Below are 21,633 nucleotides of genomic sequence, written 5' to 3' on the forward strand. Positions count from 1 at the left end.
ATGCTTGCCGGTTCGCGCCATGCGGTTTTTCCCGTCGGGAGAGTCTAGCGTTGTTTTTGCCGCTCCGGAGCATGCGGCGGAGCGAAATCGTTCCGGAACGGAACCGGCGGCGCCGGTCGACGCGTTGAGAATGAGTTGAGGATGTTTGAGCGGGGAGCGGGGCGCCGGAACAATGGGGACTCCTTTCAATGCGCGCCGCTTGCGCCGAATGTTATCCCATGATCGTGAAGCCTCTTAACCAGACTCTCGCGCTGACAGCCCTGTCAGCGGCCATCGCAGCCCTGCTGATACCGTCAGGCGCATCCGCTGCCCCCGCCTACGAGCCCATCAAGCACTACCAGGACGGTGTCGAGCAATGCCTCGCGTGGCAGCCGGGCAGCGCCGATCCCGTCGTCGCGGCCTGCGACGGCGCCGCCGCGCAGGACTGGGCGTTCGTGCCGAGCGGGGGGTATTACCAGATCCGCAATGCCGGGGCCACGCAGGCGCGCGGCCAGGACATGTGCCTGCGCACCCAGGCCGGCAATACCGGCATGGGCGGCGTGTCGATCGATGCGTGTGCCGGCGGCGACGCGAAGACGTCCCAGTGGCGCTTCGAGACGGGGCCGGCCGGCCGTCTTGGCATGCTGAACGCGTACCGGATCTCGACGGGGCGGGACGAAGTGCTCGCGATCCGGGCCGGGAGCCAGGGTGTCGCGATGCAGTTCGCCCGCGGCGAGGCATCGGCGGCGTGGGTGTCGGCGGCGACGATTGCGCTGCCGCAGCGCCCGCTGATGGGCAGCAAGACGGCGCTGGTATTGACCGCGCGCTTCAGCGACGCCACGGCGAACGATCCCGAGATCATCCGCAAGGCCGTGTTCGGCAACGGCGACGACTATTCGTCGCTGCGCCGCTATATCGAAGTGGCGTCCCACGGCAAGGCCACGCTGAGCGGGACGGTGCTCGGCGACGTCGACCTGGGCGCCCGCCCGGCAACCTGCAGCTCGGGCGCGTTGCTCGACTCGGCCCGCAAGGCCGCGCTGGCGCAGGGCACGGATCCGGCGCGATTCGACTACCTGCTCGTCGATTTCTCGAAGCTCGGCAGCTGCAACTGGGCGGGGCTGGCGGCGAAGCCGGGCAACTGGATCCTGTCGAACGGCAATGGCCACGGATACTGGATGTGGACACACGAATACGGTCATTCGCTCGGCGCGTCCCACCCCGATTCGCTGATCAACTGCCCGACCGTCGGCGGCACGGTGCAGGTGGGTGCCGCGTGCCGCACGGGCAAGGTCGACGATCCGTCCGACACCGTCGGCGGCGGCGGCCGTCGCCTTTATCCCGGCAGCTACCAGTTGTTCTCCGGCTGGCTCGATCAAGCCCAGGTGCCGGAAATTCGCGCGTCCGGCACCTACCGGCTGATGCCGCTGTTCGGCGACCAGGCGGGTGCGAAAGGCTATCGCATCGCGCGCAGCGACGGCACGCAGCTGTGGCTCGAATTCCGGCAGCCGCTGCGCGGTTTCGACGACTGGAAGGCGGACGATCCGTTCGTCAACGGCGTGATCGTGAGGAGCGTCAGGTATCAGGGTAGTACGCTGCAGAATACGCTGGTGGATACGACGCCCGGCAGCGCGGGCGGCATGAAGGATGCCCCGCTGATGCCGGGTCACGCGCTGCACGACACGCTGTCCGGCAAGATCGTCACGGTGAACTCGGTCGGGCCGGACGGCGCCGTGGTCACCGTGAAGAACGATGGTGTGCTGCTGCCGGAGGCCGCCATCACGGGGCCCGCGCAAGCCGATGCGAACACGACGGTCACGTTGTCCGGCGACGCATCGGTCGGCGATCGCCTGCAATACCGGTGGAACGCGCCGGCAGGCGTTGCGCTGGAGCAGAACGGCAGCAGTGCGAGCGTGGTCGTCCCGCCGGCCGACCGGGATCGCGAATACGCGTTCGGGCTGACCGTGATCAACGGCAACGGGTATGCGGCCAGCACGACGCACGTGCTCAAGGTGAAGGCGCAGGAGGCGATTGCGCCGCCGGGCGCGTCGATCGCCGGCCCGACACGGGCCGTGGGCGGCGAACGCGTCACGCTGTCGAGCGCGCAATCGACCGGAAAGGGCCTGTCGTATGCGTGGACGAGCCCGCCCGGCGTGCAGCTCAGCCAGCAGGGAGCGACGGCGAGCTTCGTCGCGCCGAAGGCCGGGAGCGAGCGCGGATATGACTTCCGCGTGACGGTGACCGATGTGCTGAACCGCCAGTCCGTGGCCACGCACCGTGTGACGGTCCAGGCCGATGCCGGCGAGGCGATCGAGTCATGGGATCCGAAGCGGACCTACGCCGCCCCTTGCCAGAAGGTCGCTTACGCCGGCAAGCGCTGGATGAACGGCTGGTGGGTGCTGGGCGACGTGCCCGGCCAGGGCGGCGAATGGGGCCCGTGGCGCGAATTCGAGGCGGCCAACATGCATGCGCAGTGCAAGGTCAAATGATCGAGGGCGCGCGCCGGACGGGCGGCGAAGCACCCGTCCGGCTGCCGCACACGGTTCGGCCGGCACGCGGTTCTACGTAATTCTACGTAGCTCCGCATACGTAGTTAACCGCTTGTAAGCCTCCCCGGTCACACGGAATACTACGGCCCATCGCCGCGGCCTTTGCGAGACCGCGGCACGACGCATCGACGTCACGCGGGTTCGGCGCCTCGCCGCATCCACTCAAAAACACATTGGAGACCAGGAGACGCCATGAATCGGGCTTCCAGTACCCTGCTCTGGATTGCGGTCGCGCTGCTCGGCGCGTTCGCGTTCGGCACGATCGCACTCGCACACGGCGAGCGCGTCAGTGCCCTCTGGATCGTGATCGCCGCAGTCTGCGTGTATCTGATCGCGTATCGCTTCTACAGCCGTTTCATCGCCAGCAAGGTCATGCAGCTCGACGGGCTGCGGATGACGCCGGCCGTCAAGTACAACGACGGCCTCGACTACGTGCCGACCAACAAGTACGTGCTGTTCGGCCATCACTTCGCCGCGATCGCCGGCGCGGGCCCGCTCGTCGGGCCCGTGCTCGCCGCGCAGATGGGCTACACGCCCGGCATGCTGTGGATCCTGGCCGGCGTCGTGTTCGCCGGCGCGGTGCAGGACTTCATCGTGCTGTTCATCTCGACGCGTCGCGACGGCCGTTCGCTCGGCGACCTCGTCAAGATGGAGCTCGGCACGGTGCCCGGCGTGATCGCGCTGTTCGGCGCGTTCCTGATCATGGTGATCATCCTCGCGGTGCTCGCGCTGATCGTCGTGAAGGCACTGACCAATTCGCCGTGGGGCACGTTCACCGTCGCCGCGACGATTCCGATCGCACTGTTCATGGGCGTCTACACGCGCTACATCCGTCCGGGCCGCATCGGCGAAGTGTCGATCATCGGCTTCGTGCTGCTGATGGCGTCGATCGCGTTCGGCCAGCACGTGCACGATTCGCCGACGCTCGCCGCGTGGTTCACGTTCACCGGCACGCAGCTCACGTGGATCCTGATCGGCTACGGCTTCGTCGCATCGGTGCTGCCGGTGTGGCTGCTGCTCGCGCCGCGCGACTACCTGTCGACGTTCCTGAAGATCGGCACGATCCTCGGCCTCGCGATCGGCATCCTCGTCGTCGCGCCGGAACTGAAGATGCCCGCGCTGACGAAGTTCGTCGACGGTACGGGCCCGGTGTGGTCGGGCAACCTGTTCCCGTTCCTGTTCATCACGATCGCGTGCGGCGCCGTGTCGGGCTTCCATGCGCTGATCTCGTCGGGTACGACGCCGAAGCTGATCGACAACGAAACCAACGCGCGCTTCATCGGTTACGGCGCGATGCTGATGGAATCGTTCGTCGCGATCATGGCGCTGGTTGCCGCGTGCGTGATCGAGCCGGGCATCTACTTCGCGATGAACGCACCGGCGGCCGTGCTCGGCTCGACGCCGGAAGCGGTGGCCAACACGGTCACGCAGTGGGGCTTCGTGCTGACGCCGGACATGCTGACGCAGACCGCGAAGGCCGTCGGCGAAACGACGATCATCGCGCGCGCGGGCGGCGCGCCGACGCTGGCCGTCGGCATGGCGCACATCCTGCACCAGGTGATCGGCGGCGAAGCGATGATGGCGTTCTGGTATCACTTCGCAATCCTGTTCGAGGCGCTGTTCATCCTGACGGCCGTCGACGCCGGCACGCGTGCGGGCCGCTTCATGCTGCAGGACCTGCTCGGCACGTTCCACCCGGCGCTCAAGCGCACCGAGTCGCTGCCCGCGAACCTGGTCGCCACCGCGCTGTGCGTGGCCGCGTGGGGCTACTTCCTGTACCAGGGCGTGGTCGATCCGCTCGGCGGCATCAACACGCTGTGGCCGCTGTTCGGCATCTCGAACCAGATGCTGGCCGCGATCGCGCTGGTGCTCGGCACCGTCGTGCTGTTCAAGATGAAGCGCGAGCGTTATGCGTGGGTGACGATCGTGCCGACCGTGTGGCTGCTGATCTGCACGCTGACCGCCGGCTGGCAGAAGATTTTCGACGCGAACCCGAAGGTCAGCTTCCTCGCGCACGCCGCGAAGCTGCAGGCCGCGGTGGACGAAGGCAAGGTGCTCGCGCCGGCGAAGTCGATCGCGCAGATGAAGCGGATCATCTTCAACGACTACATCGACGCGGCGCTGGCCGGGCTGTTCATCTTCGTCGTCGTGGCGATCGCGGTGTACGGCGTGCTCGCCGTGCTGCGCGCGCGCCGCGAGTCGAAGCCGACCGTGCGCGAGACGCCGTACGAAGCGATGCCGGCCGCGCAGGCGCTCGGCAGCGGACGTTAAGGGGAGGCCGCGATGTTCAGCGATCTTGGCAGCGACCTGCGCAGCGCGGGGCGTTACCTCGGGCAGGCGTTGCGGCTGATGGTCGGCCTGCCCGACTACGACACCTACGTCGTGCACATGCGCGAGACCCATCCGGACCGCGAGCCGATGACGTACGAGGAATTCTTCCGCGAGCGCCAGAATGCGCGGTATGGGTCGGGAGCAGGGAAGTGCTGTTGAGCGGTTGAAACGGCAGGAAAGAACGAAAAGGCGTCATGGCGTGAAAGCCATGACGCCTTTTTTCATGTCGCCGCAAGGCGACCGGCTCGTGCAACGCATGCCGCCGCGTGCGGCCGTCAGTCGTTGTCGTGACGGAGCGCAAGCACCGCGGCGGCCCCCGCGGCGAGCGCGATCAGCGTCAAGGCGACGGCGAAACCGGTCGCGCCTGCCGTGAAGCCGACGCGGTCGATCGCGTACCCGGTCATCACGGGCATCAGTCCCGCCGGGAGGTAGCCGCCGATGTTCATGACGGCGTTCGCCTCGGCGCGCCGCGCGTCCGGTACGTGCAGGCCGATCAGCGTCAGGCCGCCGAGCTGCCCGAGGCCTTGTCCCGCGCCCGCGAAGAGCGCCGCCGCGACGAGGACGGCGGCCGACGACGCATGCACGGCGACGCACAGCATCACCATCGACAGCGTGGTGGCGACCGTGCCGGCAACGAACGTCGCACGGATCGATCCGCGCCGCGCGACGAACTGGACACCGGTAGCGGCGATGAACATCGCGCAGGCCATGCCGCCCGCGAGCAGCGGGCTGCGCACGTGAAGCAGGCGTGCCAGCAACGACGGACCCAACGCAAGCACGAAGGAGGTCGCGGTGATGCCCGGCCCGAACACGGCGACACCGCTGGCGACATGGCGCCGGTTGTGAACCGGCACGGACGGCAGACGTAGCGGCGGCGCGTCGCCTGGCGCCTGCACGGGCTGGTTGCGCGGCAGCCGCAGCGCGACGGCCAACGCGCTCAGCAGGATCACGAACTCGACGCCGAAGACGAGGGCGACCGGATGCGCGGTGGTTTGCGCGGCAATCCCGGCGAGCAACGGCCCGAGCCCCGCGCCGAGCACCATGGCGACCGACGCGAGCAGCGCGGCCTTGCGCCGCTCGGTGCCCGCGAGATCGATCACCGACGCCATGCCCGCCGACACGATCACGCCGACCGCGATGCCCGTCAGCAAGCGGGCGACCGCGAGCATGGCGACGGACGACGCGGTCGCGAACAACGCGCACGCGATCAGCGCCGCGGCGAGGCCGGGCAGCAGGACCGGCTTGCGCCCGTAACGGTCCGAAAGCTGGCCGGCGACGAGCAGCGTACCCAGCAGGCCGGCGATGTAGAGCGCGAAGATGACGGTCAGCGTGCCGGACGAGAAACCGAGTGCGCGCTGCCAGGACACGTACAGCGGCGTCGGCGAGTTGGACAGCATGAACACGGCGGTGACCATCCAGGCGGCGTGTGCCATGCGGGGCACGGAACGCGAGCCCGCGGGTCGCGATTGGGGGACGGCGGTGTCGGACATGAATGCGCTCCTTGTACGAGTTTTTTCGAACTATAGCTTAGTTCGAAAAAACTCGTACAGGGTGATATGCTTGCGGACATGAAACGAACCCACCCTGAACGGGCGGCCGGCCTCGTGCCGGCGCCCGCGGACTTGCCCGATCCGCTGCCGGAGCCGGGCGTGGCCGAGCTTCGGCTCGAAACCATTCTTGGCGCGCTGGCCGATCCGTTGCGACTGACGATCGTGCGGAAACTGATGCTGGAATCCGAGGCTTACGACCATCCTTGCGGCTGGTTCGGCTTCGATCGCCCGAAATCGTCGCTCACCCATCACTTCAAGGCGTTACGCGACGCGGGCGTGCTGCGCCAGCGTCAATACGGGCTCGAGCGGCGCAGCCGCGTGCGCACGGAAGATCTCGATCTGCGCTTTCCCGGCCTGCTGAAGCTCGTGGCCGAGTGGGCGCCGCCGGCAGACAGCGACGGTTGACGGCTGGTGGAGGGTGGATGAGCCGCCCGGCGGGATGCGCCGGTTCGCCATGCGGCGGCGAGCGTGACGCGCCGGGCGCGCGGCGCCGCGGCGCCGTCCGAGTGCCGGGCTTGATCTGCCTGCAACCCGGCTTCGTTTCCCGGCCGGTATCATGTGAACCATTCACCCCGATGAACCCGCACAGGAGGAGCCCGTCGTGCATGCCGGTGAGCGTTTCAACAGCATTACCCATCTCGTCGGCGCGGTGCTATCGGTGGCGGGGCTGGTAACACTGGTGACGATGGGCGCGCTCGAAGGCGACGCCTACAAGGTGGTGAGTTTCAGCGTGTACGGCGCGATGCTCTGCGTGCTCTACGCGATCTCGACGCTGTACCACAGCGTGCGTAGCCCGCGCCTGAAAGCCATCCTGCAGAAGTGCGACCACTCGGCGATCTACCTGCTGATCGCCGGCAGCTATACGCCGTTCACGCTGGTCACGCTGCGCGGCCCGTGGGGCTGGTCGCTGTTCGGCGTGAGCTGGGGGCTGGCCGTGTTCGGTATCGTGCAGGAACTGACGCTCGGGCGGCGCACGCGCATGCTGTCGATGATCCTGTACGTGGCGATGGGCTGGCTCGCGCTCGTCGCGGTACGTCCGCTGATCCACGCGCTGCCGCCGGTCGGCACCGCATGGCTCGTGGCCGGCGGCCTCATCTACAGCGCGGGTATCTACTTCTTCATCAACGACGAACGCATCCGCCACGGGCACGGTATCTGGCATCTGTTCGTGCTGGCCGGCAGCCTGTGCCAGTTCGTCAGTGTCGCGATGTACGTTGCGTGAGCGGACGGCGGCGTCAGCCGCCGCCGTGTCGACCGGTCGCTGATCGACGATCGTACCGGCATCGGGCCCACGCATGTCGGCGCACCGGCACGCGAGGTCGTCGTGTTCGCAACGCGGAAGTCGACGTATCGCGATGAACCCGGGGGCGTGTCCAGGAAGATCCGCCGGCGCGCGGCGCTGTTCGTCGTGACACGCTGTCGCGTCGGGCGAGTGAACTACTCGCCTTCCGCGACACGAATCCCGGCCGTGCGAGCGCCGACTTTCGGTGCCTTGCCTGTTCTTGCCGCGATCCACCACATCGGCATCGCAGACGCGGATATCGCCACGGCGGCCAGCAACGTCACCCGCATCGCCACCGGAAACGGCTGCACGGTCGCGATGCACGCGCCGAAGATCGCGACACCGAGCGCCGACCCGCTCTGCCGCGCCGCGTTCAGCGCGGCCGCCGCCACGCCCGCGCGGCGGCGGTCGACCGTCCCGAGCGCCGGCGACGTCGCGGCCGGCGAGATGAATCCCGATGCAAAGCCGATCGCGAGCATCGGCGCGACGGCGAGCCACGCCGGTGTCGCCGCGTCGATGCGCGTCATCCCGAGCGCGCCGGCCGCATAGAGCGCGAACGCGGCGCACATCGAACCGCGCGCACCGAAGCGTGCAACGAGCCTGCCCGAGCACAGTCCGCCGAGCGCGACCATCGCCGTCATCGGCAGGAACGCGAGCCCGGTGTCGAGCGGGCTCGCGCCGCGGATCTGCCGATAGAACAGGCTGAGGACGAACAGCAAGCCGTAGAACACGAACGCCGATGCCATCGACACGAACGTCGATCCGGCGAACAGCCGGTTGCGGAAGAACGCGAGCGGCAGCATCGGTTCGCGGCGCCGCGCTTCGATCGCGATGAACGCGACCCACGCGACGGCGCTCGTCGCCGCGCCGCCGACGATCGGCGCCGAGCGCCAGCCGAGCGACGGGCCTTCGATCAGCGTGCCGATCAGCGTGGCGATCGCGACGATGGCCGCGGCCTGGCCACCCCAGTCGAAATGTCGCGACGCGTCGCCGGCGGCGCGCGTGACCGTGCGGGCGAGCCAGATGCCGGCAAGCCCGAGCGGCAGGTTCACGAAGAAGAGGCTGCGCCACCCGGACAGGTGGATCAGCAGGCCGCCGATCAGCGGGCCCGACGCCATCGCGATGCCGCCGCAGCCCATCCACAGGCTGATTGCCGATGCGCGCGCGGCCGGCTCGGGGAACGCGCGGTTGAGCAGCGCGAGCGAGCAGGGCACCAGCATCGCGCTGCCGACGCCTTGCAGCGCGCGGGCGATCGCGAGCGCCGGGAGGCTCGGCGCGATGCCGCATAGCGCGGATGCGGCGACGAAGATCGCGAGCCCCGCGACATAGACGGTGCGATCGCCCAGCCGGTCGCCGAGCGTGCCGCCCGTCATCAGCAGGCTCGCGAACGCGAGCGTGTACGCATTCACGATCCACTGCAGGCCGGCTATGCGGCTGCCGAACGTGTGGGCGATATCGGTGAGCGCGACGTTGACGATGGACGCGTCGAGCAGCACGAGCGTGTAGCTCACGCAGGTCGCGGCGAGCACGCGGCGGGCCGCGGCCCGGTTCGGCGCGGCGGCCGTCATGCGTGGTCGGGCGCCGGCGCGGCGGCCCGCAGCGCGAGCAAGCCGACCCATCCCCAGTACACGCGATGATGCGCGATCAGCCCGTCGCGCAGGTCCATTACTTCGACGAGATCGACCTGGTCGCCTTCCGGTGTCGCGCGCGGATATTCCCACGTGAGCTGGCGGCCGTTCGAGAAGAACAACCCGGTGCGGTACCAGCGCCCGAGCCGGTTGCCCGGATTGCGCAGGCCGGCCGCGAAGAACGCGCCGATCGCGGCCTTGCCGTGCAGCACGCCTGAGCCGTGACCGGGCAGCGTGACGACGATCAGCGGCGTTTCGAGCACCGCGTCGTCGGTATACAGCGCCATCAGCGCATCGACGTCGCGCGCGACGACGGCCGCGTGCCAGCCTTCGTAAATGTGCCGGGCATTGGCATCGGGGTGTGTCATGGCGGGTTCCGGAAGTGTCGATAACGGAACCCACTGTATGAGCGCGCCGTCGCGGGACGTTTCACGTCGACCCGAAACGTGGATGCCGCCGCGGCGAAGGCGGCGCTTTCCGGCCGATTTTCGGCTGTTATCCGGCCAGCGCGTCGAGATTCAGCACGTACGACTTCCCGATCCACACTGCGCAATCGCGATGGTCGCGCAGTTCGTCGCCCGTATTCGGATGCAGGAAGATATCCAGCGCGCCGTGGTTCAGCACGAGCCACGGCACGATTTCGTCGAAGCGCGCGGTGTCGAACGCGATCTGGTACGACCACGCCGGGTGCGGGCCGACGAGGCGTTCGTGAAAGCGGCCGAGTTCGATGATTGCGCCGAACCGTTCGTCGACGACCTGGCGAAACGCCCACGCGGCGTCGCGGCTGGCCGCATCGAAATAGACGTGCGCATGCCAACTGTGGATGGCGGTGGTGTCGAGGGCAGCCATGGAAGGACTCGATAAAAATGGGAATGCATGAGGTGCCGTGCGAAACGGCCGATGCGTGATTATCGCGCGTCCTTGCCGCGCACGTCGTGTCGCTATCCGGCAATCCGGATGCGATGCTTGTCCTGAATCACGAGAACCGTTCGATCCGGCAACGCCGCGGTTTGAGATATCCGCGGGTATCCGCACGCGCGATATCACGCCGGAAGCCTTGCCGGAAGGTGCGCCCGCTGCGATCGCATCGGCAACACGTCATTTCGGAAATTGAAAAAGCGCTGTGTGCACGGCCTCGGATCGTCTGAACAAATGCGATCAGGGCATTGAATGAAATAAAGAAATTCCGATTGGGCGGGATTCGCGCATGACGTGATTCGCGCACCGAATTCCGAAGCCGAAAATATCAATTGCGGAATCGGCTATTCAAGCGGCATGCAGCGCGACATACGATGCTTTCAACGCATCGTCGAACACGATCGATGCGGGGACAACCACCTGGAGGCCACTATGCGATCCCTCGTTCCCGTTGCTGTACTTTCCTGCGCACTCGTTGCGCTGCCCGCCGTCAGCTTTGCGCAGTCGGCCGTTTCCGATGGGGCATCGAATGCCTCGCTGTCGAGCTGGTCGGCGGCGCGTGCCGAAACCAACGCGCAACTGATGCAGATGACGCGCGCAGGTTATCGCGCGACGTCGGCCGGCAACCAGAACTATCCGCTCGCGATGCAGCGTGCGCTCGAACGTGTCCACAATCCGGTGCCGGACCGGTCGCGCGAAGAGCGGGCCGAGATGGAGGCGCGCGCCGCACGCGACGCGCAGGGCGGCCATCCGGTCAAGGCGTTCTTCGTGAAGACCGCGTACTACCTGAAGGGCGAGAACACGTTCTGATGCAGGAGACGAGCATGGCTTGCCCGATCCGATTTGCCTGCGTCGTGCGCGCGTCGGCGCTGCGCCGGCTGCCGGCCGCGCGAGCGTCGCAGCGGCGGGACGATGCGCGCGGCGCGCGACGTCGCGCGAAACACCGCCGCCTTGCGCACCGTGCTGCCGTTGCGTGCCGTACCGCGTGGCCGGCCGTCGCGGCGAGCGATGCGCCCGCAAGCGGGAGCCCGTCATGAAGGGTTCCCGGAAGCACCGCCGCCACGTGCCGCTGACCCGCGAGTGGTTGCTGCCGCTGCCGCCGGTGCATGCGCGCGACATCTCGCTGAAATGCCACATGGCGCTCGTCGCGCTGCGCGGCGGGCATGGCAACGAGGCGCTGCTGATGCGGCTGCGCACGAGCGTCTACCTGGTGTTCCTGGCGCTCGACGATGCGGTGTGCGCGGATGCCGACATCGACCTGTGCGTCGACGCGGAGCGCGCGCTCGACGCGGGCGTGGCACGCGCGGCGCAAGGCGGCGCATGGACGCTGCACGACGACGAATGCGCGGTGCTCGAGCATGTGCTCGCGGCGAACGACGCGTGCGTCACGACGCTCACGCGGCGTCGGCTGGCCGAGCTGTGGGAGCACGTCTGCGCGTTCGCGTCGAGCGGCCAGCCGGCGCTCGTCGCGGGCGCGGCGGAGAAGATCCGCATGCACGCGGCCGAATCGCTGGCCGCGTAGCGTCTCGCATTGGTTTTGCCGGGAGTCTGGAGGAGACAGGGCCGGCCGCACCGGCACGGCGGCCGTTAATCGCCGAAGCAGCGATTGCACGGCTGTCGCAGCCTGTCGTGGCCATAGGGCGACGGCGGAACGCGACTCGACACCTCGGCCCAAAACAAAAGCGCCACGGAGCAGGCTCCGTGGCGCTTCTTTTTTCCCGCCGGCGCGGAGGCAAGGCCCCCGCGTGGCGAAACGCGCTTAAGCGGCGGCTGCCGGCTTCGCCGGCTTCTGCAGCTTGCCCTTGCCGGCGCGCTGGATTTCCTCGAGCTTGATCTCGACGTGGCGCGAGAACACGTACTCGGCCGGACGCTGCTTGTCGATCGGAATGTCCGGTGCGAACGGGCCGTCGGTCTTGATGCCCTTGCGGCTCACGGCGAACGCCTTCAGCGGATGCGCCATCGTGTCCATCACGGCGGTCGCCTCGAAGCCGCAGTGGACCATGCAGTCCGCGCACTTCTCGTAGTTGCCGACGCCGTAGTTGTCCCAGTTCGTGTCTTCCATCAGTTCCTTGAAGGTCTTCACGTAACCTTCGCCGACCAGGTAGCACGGCTTCTGCCAGCCGAACACCGTACGCGCCGGGTTGCCCCACGGCGTGCACTTGTACGTCTGGTTGCCGGCCAGGAAGTCGAGGAACAGCGACGACTGGCTGAACGACCAGCGCTTGCCGCCTTCGCCGCGCTTCAGGATCTCGCGGAACAGGTTCTTCGTCTTGTCGCGGTTCAGGAAGTGCTGCTGATCCGGTGCGCGCTCATACGCGTAGCCCGGCGACACGGTGATGCCGTCGACGCCGATCGGCTTGAGCGTATCGAAGAACTTCGCGACGCGCTCGGGGATCGCATCGTTGAACAGCGTGCAGTTGATGTTCACGCGGAAGCCGCGGCGCTTCGCTTCCTTGATCGCCGCGACCGCCTTGTCGTACACGCCTTCCTGCGACACCGAGTGGTCGTGCATCTGCGCGTCGCCGTCGAGGTGGACCGACCAGACGAAGTACGGGCTCGGCTGGTAGTCGTCCATCTTCTTTTCCATCAGCAGCGCGTTCGTGCAGAGGTAGACGAACTTCTTGCGCTTCATGATGCCGCGGACGATTTCCGGCATTTCCTTGTGCAGCAGCGGCTCGCCGCCGGCGATCGACACGATGGGTGCGCCGCACTCGTCGACCGCTTCCAGGCATTCCTGGACGGACAGGCGCTGGTTCAGGATGGGATCCGGGTAATCGATCTTGCCGCAGCCGTTGCAAGCGAGGTTGCAGCGGAACAGCGGCTCGAGCATCAGCGCGAGCGGATAGCGTTTGTTGCCGGACAGGTGTTGGCGCGTGATGTACGCGCCGACGCGGACTTGCTGGAGCAGCGGAATAGACAAGAGATGTCCTCCTTAAACTTCGCGGGCGACAGCTTGCGTGAGCTTCGCCGGCAACTTGAATTCGACTTTTTCTTCACGGCCCGCCATCGTCGTGACGTCGACGGGGCCCAGCGCGCGCAACGCGCCGATTACATCTTCAACCATTTCCTCGGGCGCGGACGCCCCGGCGGTCAGGCCGACGGTCGTCGCATTCGCGAACCATTCGGCCTTGACTTCCGAACCGTCGGCGACGAGGTAGCTCGGCACACCGCTTTCGGTGCCGATCTCGCGCAGGCGGTTCGAGTTCGAGCTGTTCGTCGCACCGACCACGAGCAGTACGTCGACCTGTTCGCTCAGTTCGCGCACGGCAGCCTGGCGATTCTGCGTGGCGTAGCAGATGTCGCGCGTGTCCGGGCCGACGATGTCGGTGAACCGGCGCTGCAGCGCTTCGATGATGCCGCGCGTATCGTCGACCGACAGCGTGGTCTGCGTGATGTACGCGACCGGCGTGTCGACGGGCAGCGTCAGCGTATCGACTTCCGCTTCGCTTTGCACGAGGATCACCTCGGCCGGAATCTGGCCGATCGTACCCTCGACTTCCGGGTGGCCCGCATGGCCGATCAGGATCAGCCGGCGGCCCGCCGCGACGTACTGGCGGCCTTGCACGTGCACTTTCGTGACGAGCGGGCAGGTGGCGTCGAGCACGTCGAGCCCGCGCGTTTCCGCATCGCGCTCGACCGTCTGGGCGACACCGTGCGCGCTGAAGATCGCGACAGCGCCGTGGGGCACCTCGTCGAGTTCCTCAACGAATCGCGCCCCTTTATCACGCAGGTTTTCGACGACATGCCGGTTATGCACGATCTCATGACGCACATAGACCGGCGCACCGTGCTGTTGCAGCGCGCGATCGACGATCTCGATCGCACGGACAACTCCCGCACAAAAGCCGCGGGGCTGGGCAAGGATGACTCGCATAAGTGAGCGAACTCCGACGACAGACGCCGGGGTTCGAGGAGCTGGCACTCGCTCGCTCGCCCCGGCTTGATGTTATGAAGGCAGGAACGAACCGGCCGGCCAGGCCCCGGAACCCCGAATTAATCGCGCATTTTAACTCTATCGGGCCGTCCTTGCTTTGGTGCTGTGTCTGCCGTGTTGCATTTGCGGGAGAGCCGCGTCGGCGCTGGCGCGTGCGGAACCCAGTAAACTATGCGGTTTCGCGGGCAGCCGCTCCGGCTGCCCGGCGTCGCGCTCATTTCAAGGCCATTCGATGACCGTCGATTCTTACGCGTATTACCCGGCCGCCCGTGCGGTTTCGGGCGCTTTGTTCCTGACCCCTATTGATTTTGCCGAACCCGGCGCCCGGCAGGAGGCGCGCCGATGATGCTGGTTCTCGCTTTCCTGGTGTCCGGGCTGTCGCTGATCATCTGGATCGTGCTGCTCGTCGCGCGTGGCGGTTTCTGGCGCGCGGTGCCCGCGCGGCCGCTGCCGCCCGAGGCGCGCGGCGCCGCGGCCGAGGCCGGCTGGCCGGCCGTCGTCGCGGTCGTGCCGGCGCGCAACGAGGCCGACGTGATCGCCCGGGCGGCGACTTCGCTGCTCGAGCAGGATTACCCGGGCGAATTTCATCTGATCATTGTCGACGACCACAGCGACGACGGCACCGCCGACGCCGCCCGCGCGGCCGCGCTCGCCATCAACCGCGCCGACCGGCTGACGGTGCTGGCCGCGAAGCCGCTGCCGGCCGGCTGGTCGGGCAAGGTGTGGGCGCAGTCGCAGGGGATCGCCGCGGTGCAGGCGCTCGGCCTGCCGGCCGACTACCTGCTGCTGACGGACGCCGACATCGGCCATCCGCCGGATGCCGTCGCGCAGCTCGTCACGCGCGCGCAGGCCGAGAACCGCGATCTCGTGTCGCTGATGGTGCGGCTGCGCTGCGATTCGTTCTGGGAAAAGGCGCTGATCCCGGCGTTCGTGTTCTTCTTCGCGAAGCTCTACCCGTTCTCGTGGATCAACAACCCGCGCAACCGGACGGCCGGTGCCGCGGGCGGCTGCATGCTGGTGAAGCGCACGGCGCTCGAGGAAGCGGGCGGCATCGAGTCGATCCGCGGCGCGCTGATCGACGACTGCAGCCTGGCCGCGCAGATCAAGCACCGCGGCAGCGGCCGCCACCCGATCCGGCTCGACCTGGCCGACCGCAGCGTGTCGCTGCGTCCGTACGACAGCTGGCGCGACATCTGGAACATGATCGCGCGCACGGCGTTCACGCAGCTGCACTATTCGCCGCTGCTGCTGGCCGGCACGCTGCTCGGGATGACGATCATCTATCTCGTGCCGCCCGCCGCCGCGCTCGCGTACGGCGCGCGCGCATGGCCGGCGTGGCTCGCGTGGGCGTCGATGTGCGCCGCGTATGCGCCGATGCTGCGCTACTACCGGCGCTCGCCGCTGTGGGCGCCCGCGCTGCCGCTCGTCGCGCTGTTCTATGTCGGCGCGACGTTCGCGTCCGCGTGGCGCTACTGGCGCGGCAAGGGCGGCCAGTGGAAGGCCCGCGTGCAGGCGCCGGTGGATCGCTGAGCGCATCCCGGGAGGCGTGCCTCCCGGCGGCCGGAAAGCAAACAGCCCGATCGTGGAAACGGTCGGGCTGTTTCGTTTTCGGCGGGGCTGCCTGCCGGTGCCTAGCGCTGGGTCAGCATCATGTACATCTGGACCACGACGTCCGGCGAGAACGTGAACGGCACCCAGCCGTAGCCCGTGTGACGGGCGACCAGCAGGCGGTCGCCGTTCGACTGCTTCTGCACGGCCATCATCGGGTTCTTCGTCGTCACGAAGCGCCAGCCGGCCGGGATGCCGGGCGGCGGCTCCGGCTGCATCGACGCCCGCGCATGCGCGAGTTCCTCGATCAACTGGCCCAGTTGCTCCGGATGCAGCGTGATCGATTCGCCGTTGATGGTCAGCGTGAGTTCGTTCTGCGTCGGACGCGACACGTGCAGCGTCGATTTGTCGGACGGCGCCGGCGTGTTGGCGGCGTCGGCTTCGACTTCGGCTTCGACTTCACTTTCAACCGGCGTCTCGGCTTGCGCCGTCGCGACGATTGCCGTCCCGGTGTCGGTCGTTGCCTCCGCCGCTTCGGCCACGGCCGGTGCGGGCGCGTTCACGGCCGGTTCCGCCGCGGGCGAGTCGGCCGGCGCGGGTTCGACGACTTCCGCCGCAACGGCCGTGGCGGCCACCGCGCTCGTCGCGGCTTCCTTGACGACGGCCTCGACCAGCGCCTCGGCGTCGGCGATGGCCTTCGCGTGGTGCTGCGCGGCCGCTTCGGCTTGTGCGATCGCTTCGGTGTGGCGTTGCGTGACGGCCTCGGCCTGCGCGGCGGCATCGGCGTGGCGTTGCGCGGCCGCCTCGGCCTGCGCGATCGCTTCGGTATGGCGTTGCGTGACGGCTTCGGCCTCGGCGGTGGCGTCGGCGTGACGCTGCGCGGCGGCCTGCGCTTCCGCGATCGCCTGCGCGTGCTGCTGCGCGAGCGCTTCGGCTTCGGCGATCGCGGCCGTGTGGCGCCGAGCGGCGGCTTCGGCTTCCGCGATGGCGGCCGCGTGGCGCTGCGTGGCCGCTTCGGCTTCGGCGGTCGCGTCCGCGTGACGCTTCGCGGCGGCCTCGGCTTCGACGGTCGCGGCCGCATGGCGCTGCGCGGCGGCTTCGGCTTCGGTGGCCGCGGCGTGATGACGCTGCGCGGCGGCCTCGGCTTCGGCGATCGCTGCCGCGTGGCGCTGCGATGCCGCTTCGGCATCCGCGTGACGCTGCGCGAGCGCTTCGGTCAGCGCGGTGGCTTCCGCATGGCGTTGCACGGCGGCTTCGGCTTGCGCGGTGGCATCGGTATGACGCTGGGCGGCGGCTTCGGCGGCAGCGGTCGCGCTGGCGTGGCGCTGCTGCGCGGCCTCGGCTTCGGCGGCGGCGGCCGTATGGCGTTGCGCGGCGGCCTGCGCTTCGGTTTCCGCGGCGGCGTGACGCTCTGCCGCGGCCCGGGCTTCCGCTGCTGCGGCGCGCGCGAAGGCTTCCGCGCTGCGGGCCGCCTGTTGCGCGGCGTGGTGATCGTGGAGCAGCTGATCGACGCCCACGGTGAGCGAAGCGATCTGATCGTTCAGGTTCATGCGTGTCTTCTCTGCGTAAGACCCGCGATTTTAACCGCTGCGCCGGTGCCGGGCCGCGCGGGACGTGTAACAAAGTGCGCAAAGCGGCGTGAAGTACGCCGCTTTGTGTTACTTCAGGTAGCCCGCGGAGCCGAACCAGTCGAGCGCATCGCGCAGCCCTTCGCGGTACGGGCGCGCACGGTAGCCGAGCTCGCGCTCGGCCTTCGCGGACGTGAAATACATCTTGTTCTTCGACATCCGCAGCCCGTCCACGGTGACGAACGGCTCCTTCTTCGTGAACTTCGCGACCGCTTCCGCGCCGACTGCGAGCGGGTACAGCGGCCAGCGCGGCAGCGCGATCGTCGGCGCCTTGCGGCCCGTCATCTGCGCGATGTCGGCGAGCATCTGCTGCAGCGGCAGGTTCTCGCCGCCGAGGATGTAGCGCTCGCCGATCCGGCCGCGCTCGAGCGCGAGGAAGTGGCCGTGCGCGACGTCGTCGACGTGCACGAGGTTCAGCCCCGTGTCGACGAACGCCGGAATCTTGCCGAGCGCGGCCTCGACGATGATGCGGCCGGTCGGCGTCGGCTTCACGTCGCGCGGGCCGATCGGCGTCGACGGATTGACGATTACGGCCGGCAGCCCTTCGTCGGCGATCATCCGTTCGACCGCGCGTTCCGCGAGCACCTTGCTGCGCTTGTAGACGCCGATCGCCTGCTCCGCCGTGAGCGGCCGGTTTTCGTCGGACGGATCGCCGGCACTCGTCACCTTCAACGTCGCGACGCTGCTCGTGTAGACGATCCGCTCGACGCCTTCCGCGCGTGCCGCGCGCATCGTCGCGACCGCCCCCTCGAGGTTCGCGCGCTCGATCTCGTCGGGATCGGGTGCCCACAGCCGGTAGTCGGCCGCGACATGCAGCAGGTAGCGCACGCCGCGCAGCGCGGCGCGCATCGACGCCTCGTCGCGCATGTCGCCGGTGACGATCTCGGCGTCGAGATCCGCCACGTTCGTGCGCGGGCTGGTCGGGCGCACGAGCACGCGCACCGCATAGCCTTTCTGCTGCGCGATGCGCGCGACGGCCGAGCCGACGAAACCGGACGCGCCGGTGACGAGAACGAGATCGCGGGAGGTATCAGTCATGCGTTTCCTTCAGGGCCGCGCGCGGGCGGCGCGGCGGTTGAGCGTCGGCGAGATTGTACGTGGTCGGCGCGCGCGGCGACGCAAGGCCGCGACGGGTGCGGGCATGTACGAAGCGGCCGACGCGACTACAATGCCGGGCTTGAACGCAACGGGAGGACGACGCGATGAGCCGCAATGAACTGGACGAACGGATCGAGACCTACTACGTACGGGTGCGCGGCGTCGTGCAGGGCGTCGGCTTCCGGCATGCGACGGTGCGCGAGGCGCATGCGCTGAAGCTGCGCGGCTGGGTCGCGAATCTCGAGGACGGCACCGTCGAAGCGATGATCCAGGGCCCCGGCGCGCAGATCGACCGGATGCTCGCGTGGCTGCGCCACGGGCCGCCGGCCGCGCGCGTGACCGAGGTGACGTTCGAGGAGCGCCGGACCGAGAAGCGCTTCGAGCGCTTCCAGCAGCAGTAAGCGGCACGGAACGATCATGACGGGGTATCCGGAGGCCGGGCGCGGCCTCATGCTGTCGGTGATGGCATCGACGCTGTTCGCGCTGATGTCCGCCTACGCGAAACTGCTCGCGCCGCTCACGGGGCTCGACATCTTCGCGTGGCGCGTGTTGTGGACCGCGCCGGGCGCGCTCGCGCTGATCGCGCTGCGCGGCCGCTGGCCGGCGCTCGTCGACCTCCTTCGGCGCAGCGTGCGCGACTGGCGCCTGCTGATCGCGGTGCCCGTGAGCGCCGCGCTGCTCGGATTGCAGTTGTGGCTGTTCCTGTGGGCGCCGCTGCACGGGCGCATGCTCGAGGTGTCGCTCGGCTATTTCCTGTTGCCGCTGACGATGGTGCTCGTCGGCCGCTTCTACTATCACGAACGGCTCGATCCGCTGCAATGGGCGGCGGTCGCATGCGCCGCGCTCGGCGTCGCGCACGAAGTGTGGGCGACGCGCGCGTTCGCGTGGCCGACGCTCGTCGTCGCGCTCGGTTATCCGCCTTATTTCGTGCTGCGCCGGCGGATCAATGCCGATTCGCTCGCCGCGTTCGCGGTCGAGATCGTGCTGCTGTGCCCGGTCGCGTTCGCGATGGTCGCGACGAGCGCGACGCGCGTGGCCGGCCATCCCGTGCTGTGGGCCGCGCTGCTGCCGGGGCTCGGCGTGCTGAGCACGCTCGCGCTCGCGAGCTACCTGAAGGCCAGCCGGATGCTGCCGATGGCCCTGTTCGGGATTCTCGGCTACGTCGAGCCCGTGCTGCTCGTCGCGGTGTCGTTGTTGCTGCTCGGCGAAACGCTGAGCGTCGCGAAGCTCGCGACGTACGGGCCGATCTGGGTCGCCGTTGCGCTGACCGCATGGCACAGCGCAATGCTGATGCGGCGCCTGCCCGCGCGCGGATAGGCGTCGATCGCGACGCGGCGGCGGCGCGGAACGTGGCGTAGATCGCACCAGCATCGGCATCAGCACCAGCGCCAGCGCCAGCGCCAGCGCCAGCATCGGCATCGCCATCGCCATCGCCCGGCGATCGAACCCGTCGATGCTGACCGCAAGCTGGCGTCGCGCTGGCGCGAATCTGGCGACACCGCCTGCTTCGCACCACAAGGCTCGCGCGTGTAATCGAACAGAAGATTCGGTTGCACTTTGTTACTTAGGGTCCCTCCTGATCGGCCATTAGACTGGCCTCACCGACTTCCCTTCGTATGCAGCCTTTCAATGAACGGTCCTCTCCGTGCCTGGCCGGCCGGGTTGGCGCGATGCGGGCATACGCGTATCGCGGCCGATCCCGCGCGCCTTCTTCTTCCCGGTCCATTCCCCGGTGCGTGCCGCACCGCTGTCGTGCGGGTGCGCTCATGTCGTTGAGCGTGCCGCCCGCCACGGCTCGGCCGCCGCGCGGCGGCCGCCTGATCGAAGTCGATTTCTTCCGCGGCATCGTGCTGTTGATGATCGTCGTCGACCACATCGGCGCGAGCGTGCTGTCGCGCGTCACGCTGCACGCGTTCGCGCTGTGCGACGCGGCCGAGGTCTTCGTCTTTCTCGGCGGTTTCGCGACCGCGAGCGCCTATGGCGCGATCGCCGAACGGCACGGCGCGCGCGCCGCGCAACGGCGGTTCGTGCGCCGCGCGATGCAGATCTACCGCGCGTTTCTCGCGACCTCGACGCTGATGCTCGTCGTGTCGGCCGTGCTCGACCATTACGGGATCGATGCGCCGAACCTCGCACTCGACGACGTCAGCGTGATGCTCGCCTCGCCACTCACGGGCCTTGCCGAGCTGCTGACGTTCCAGCGCCAGCCCTATCTCGCGTCGGTGCTGCCGATGTACGTGCTGTTCGCGCTCGCGTCGCCGGTGCTCGTGCCGTTCGCGCGCCGGCATCCGTGGCTGCTCGTCGTGCTCGGCGTCGCGTCGTGGATCGCGGCGGGCTGGCTCGGCCCCGAGCTGCTGGATACCGACGGATTCCGCTGGAGTTTCAATCCGTTCGCGTGGCAACTGATGTTCGTCGCGGGCGTGCTCGCGCGCTGCCAGCCGTTCTACCGGCGCATCGCGCTCGGCCGCTGGAGTGCCGCGGCAACCGGGCTGGCCTGCGCGGTCGTGCTCGGCTGCGCGAGCTACAAGCTGTTCTCGGGGCTGCCGCTGCCGGAAGGCGTGTTCAAGCGCGATCTCGCGCTGCCGCGCATCGTGAGCTTCGCGGCCATCGCGTGGCTGATGGCCGATTGCGTGCGCTTCGGCTGGATCGCGCGGATCGCGCAGGGCGTGCGGCCGGTCGTGGCGGTGGGCCAGCGCGGGCTGATCTGCTTCGTCGCGGGCGCGGCGATCTCGCTCGTCATCGATTCGCTCCTGCATCCGGTCGTGGGCAGTGCCGACCTGCGGCACGTCGGCGTGGGGCTCGTGGCCGACGCGTGCGCGCTCGGGCTGATGATGGCCGTGGCCGGTTCGGGAACGTGGATCGCGCGGTGGCGCGGTGCGGCCGCGTGAGCGGCGCGGGCGGCACGGAACGTGCGGCGCGGCGTCAGTGAGGTGAGCCGATACGGGAGCGGGGAACGGCGGTGGGGTCGTCGGATTCGGCGTCGTCGCGCTCGTCGGGCGCCGGATCGTCGCGTTCCGCGAGTACCGCGTCGGCTTCGGCGGCTGCCCGGGCGGCGCGCAGCGCAGTGCATCGCTGCGCGTACCGGATGTCCGAGAGGATCCGGAGGAGCCTCGTGGTCTTGCTTTTCATGGTCTTCTCCCGCCAGCGCGCATCGCGGCGGATGCACTGCTTTGCAACCAGTGTAGGACGCA

20 protein-coding genes are annotated in these 21,633 nt (G+C 68.5%); 11 read left to right on the top strand and 9 right to left on the bottom strand.

Annotated features, from left to right (window positions below; translation table 11 throughout):
* Positions 1-218: 218 nt before the first annotated feature.
* From PQB87_RS18295 to PQB87_RS18305, 3 genes are all read left to right on the top strand, one after another.
* A complete protein-coding gene (locus PQB87_RS18295) occupies positions 219-2,465 on the top strand; it encodes a carbohydrate-binding protein (RefSeq protein ID WP_258403529.1) in 2,247 nt (748 codons plus the stop codon).
* Positions 2,466-2,717: 252 nt separating this feature from the next.
* Positions 2,718-4,796: a carbon starvation CstA family protein gene (locus tag PQB87_RS18300; RefSeq protein WP_021158673.1), complete on the top strand. Its 2,079-nt coding sequence runs from the start codon at positions 2,718-2,720 to the stop codon at positions 4,794-4,796.
* Positions 4,797-4,808: 12 nt separating this feature from the next.
* On the top strand, positions 4,809-5,015 hold the full coding sequence (locus PQB87_RS18305; RefSeq protein WP_233344354.1) for a YbdD/YjiX family protein: 207 nt from the start codon (positions 4,809-4,811) through the stop codon (positions 5,013-5,015).
* A gap of 116 nt (positions 5,016-5,131) precedes the next feature.
* Here PQB87_RS18305 and PQB87_RS18310 read toward each other — a convergent pair whose 3' ends face one another.
* Positions 5,132-6,289: an MFS transporter gene (locus PQB87_RS18310; RefSeq protein WP_489243449.1), complete on the bottom strand. Its 1,158-nt coding sequence runs from the start codon at positions 6,287-6,289 to the stop codon at positions 5,132-5,134.
* 135 nt (positions 6,290-6,424) lie between these two features.
* On the opposite strand from PQB87_RS18310, the gene PQB87_RS18315 reads away from it, so the two are divergent.
* Both PQB87_RS18315 and trhA read left to right on the top strand, forming a co-directional pair.
* Positions 6,425-6,811 (top strand): ArsR/SmtB family transcription factor, encoded by a 387-nt coding sequence (locus PQB87_RS18315; RefSeq protein ID WP_153490405.1) that lies wholly within the window; start codon positions 6,425-6,427, stop codon positions 6,809-6,811.
* A 196-nt stretch (positions 6,812-7,007) separates the two neighbouring features.
* Positions 7,008-7,628 carry a PAQR family membrane homeostasis protein TrhA gene (gene trhA / locus PQB87_RS18320; protein ID WP_021158676.1) on the top strand — a complete coding sequence of 207 codons (621 nt, stop codon included), beginning with the start codon at positions 7,008-7,010 and terminating at the stop codon, positions 7,626-7,628.
* A 215-nt stretch (positions 7,629-7,843) separates the two neighbouring features.
* On the opposite strand, the gene PQB87_RS18325 is transcribed toward trhA, so the two are convergent.
* The 3 genes from PQB87_RS18325 to PQB87_RS18335 all read right to left on the bottom strand — a co-directional run bounded on the left by PQB87_RS18325 (position 7,844) and on the right by PQB87_RS18335 (position 10,165).
* Positions 7,844-9,256 carry an MFS transporter gene (locus PQB87_RS18325; RefSeq protein ID WP_489243450.1) on the bottom strand — a complete coding sequence of 471 codons (1,413 nt, stop codon included), beginning with the start codon at positions 9,254-9,256 and terminating at the stop codon, positions 7,844-7,846.
* Positions 9,253-9,684 (bottom strand): nuclear transport factor 2 family protein, encoded by a 432-nt coding sequence (locus PQB87_RS18330; protein ID WP_111938711.1) that lies wholly within the window; start codon positions 9,682-9,684, stop codon positions 9,253-9,255. The genes PQB87_RS18325 and PQB87_RS18330 overlap by 4 nt, the downstream gene beginning before the upstream one ends.
* Before the next feature lie 127 nt (positions 9,685-9,811).
* Positions 9,812-10,165, bottom strand: coding sequence for a DOPA 4,5-dioxygenase family protein (locus tag PQB87_RS18335; protein ID WP_060067921.1), 354 nt, complete (start codon positions 10,163-10,165; stop codon positions 9,812-9,814).
* Positions 10,166-10,666: 501 nt separating this feature from the next.
* On the opposite strand from PQB87_RS18335, the gene PQB87_RS18340 reads away from it, so the two are divergent.
* Together PQB87_RS18340 and PQB87_RS18345 are read left to right on the top strand one after the other, a co-directional pair.
* A complete protein-coding gene (locus PQB87_RS18340; RefSeq protein ID WP_060067919.1) occupies positions 10,667-11,044 on the top strand; it encodes a hypothetical protein in 378 nt (125 codons plus the stop codon).
* A 223-nt stretch (positions 11,045-11,267) separates the two neighbouring features.
* Positions 11,268-11,756 carry a hypothetical protein gene (locus PQB87_RS18345; protein WP_059688066.1) on the top strand — a complete coding sequence of 163 codons (489 nt, stop codon included), beginning with the start codon at positions 11,268-11,270 and terminating at the stop codon, positions 11,754-11,756.
* 237 nt (positions 11,757-11,993) lie between these two features.
* On the opposite strand, the gene hpnH is transcribed toward PQB87_RS18345, so the two are convergent.
* Complete coding sequence (hpnH, locus tag PQB87_RS18350) at positions 11,994-13,154, bottom strand: adenosyl-hopene transferase HpnH (protein ID WP_021158681.1); 1,161 nt, start codon at positions 13,152-13,154, stop codon at positions 11,994-11,996.
* Between the two features lie 12 nt (positions 13,155-13,166).
* On the bottom strand, positions 13,167-14,108 hold the full coding sequence (ispH, locus tag PQB87_RS18355; RefSeq protein ID WP_059688065.1) for a 4-hydroxy-3-methylbut-2-enyl diphosphate reductase: 942 nt from the start codon (positions 14,106-14,108) through the stop codon (positions 13,167-13,169).
* Between the two features lie 402 nt (positions 14,109-14,510).
* Between ispH and PQB87_RS18360 the strand changes: the two genes are divergently transcribed.
* Entirely contained in the window at positions 14,511-15,698 is a 1,188-nt protein-coding gene (locus PQB87_RS18360) for a glycosyltransferase (protein ID WP_059487627.1), read from the top strand.
* A gap of 101 nt (positions 15,699-15,799) precedes the next feature.
* Here PQB87_RS18360 and PQB87_RS18365 read toward each other — a convergent pair whose 3' ends face one another.
* Complete coding sequence (locus PQB87_RS18365) at positions 15,800-17,266, bottom strand: phage tail protein (protein WP_489243451.1); 1,467 nt, start codon at positions 17,264-17,266, stop codon at positions 15,800-15,802.
* Positions 17,267-17,374: 108 nt separating this feature from the next.
* Positions 17,375-18,382 carry a hopanoid-associated sugar epimerase gene (gene hpnA / locus PQB87_RS18370; RefSeq protein WP_011353724.1) on the bottom strand — a complete coding sequence of 336 codons (1,008 nt, stop codon included), beginning with the start codon at positions 18,380-18,382 and terminating at the stop codon, positions 17,375-17,377.
* 164 nt (positions 18,383-18,546) lie between these two features.
* Here hpnA and PQB87_RS18375 point away from each other — a divergent pair, with 164 nt between their 5' ends.
* The 3 genes from PQB87_RS18375 to PQB87_RS18385 all read left to right on the top strand — a co-directional run bounded on the left by PQB87_RS18375 (position 18,547) and on the right by PQB87_RS18385 (position 21,330).
* A complete protein-coding gene (locus tag PQB87_RS18375) occupies positions 18,547-18,843 on the top strand; it encodes an acylphosphatase (RefSeq protein WP_006480292.1) in 297 nt (98 codons plus the stop codon).
* Between the two features lie 16 nt (positions 18,844-18,859).
* Positions 18,860-19,759: an EamA family transporter RarD gene (gene rarD, locus PQB87_RS18380; RefSeq protein WP_060067912.1), complete on the top strand. Its 900-nt coding sequence runs from the start codon at positions 18,860-18,862 to the stop codon at positions 19,757-19,759.
* 449 nt (positions 19,760-20,208) lie between these two features.
* Positions 20,209-21,330 carry an OpgC domain-containing protein gene (locus PQB87_RS18385; RefSeq protein WP_489243452.1) on the top strand — a complete coding sequence of 374 codons (1,122 nt, stop codon included), beginning with the start codon at positions 20,209-20,211 and terminating at the stop codon, positions 21,328-21,330.
* Positions 21,331-21,364: 34 nt separating this feature from the next.
* On the opposite strand, the gene PQB87_RS18390 is transcribed toward PQB87_RS18385, so the two are convergent.
* Positions 21,365-21,571 carry a hypothetical protein gene (locus PQB87_RS18390; RefSeq protein WP_027790314.1) on the bottom strand — a complete coding sequence of 69 codons (207 nt, stop codon included), beginning with the start codon at positions 21,569-21,571 and terminating at the stop codon, positions 21,365-21,367.
* Between the last annotated feature and the right edge of the window lie 62 nt (positions 21,572-21,633).

Source organism: Burkholderia sp. KL41 (genome assembly GCF_057005415.2).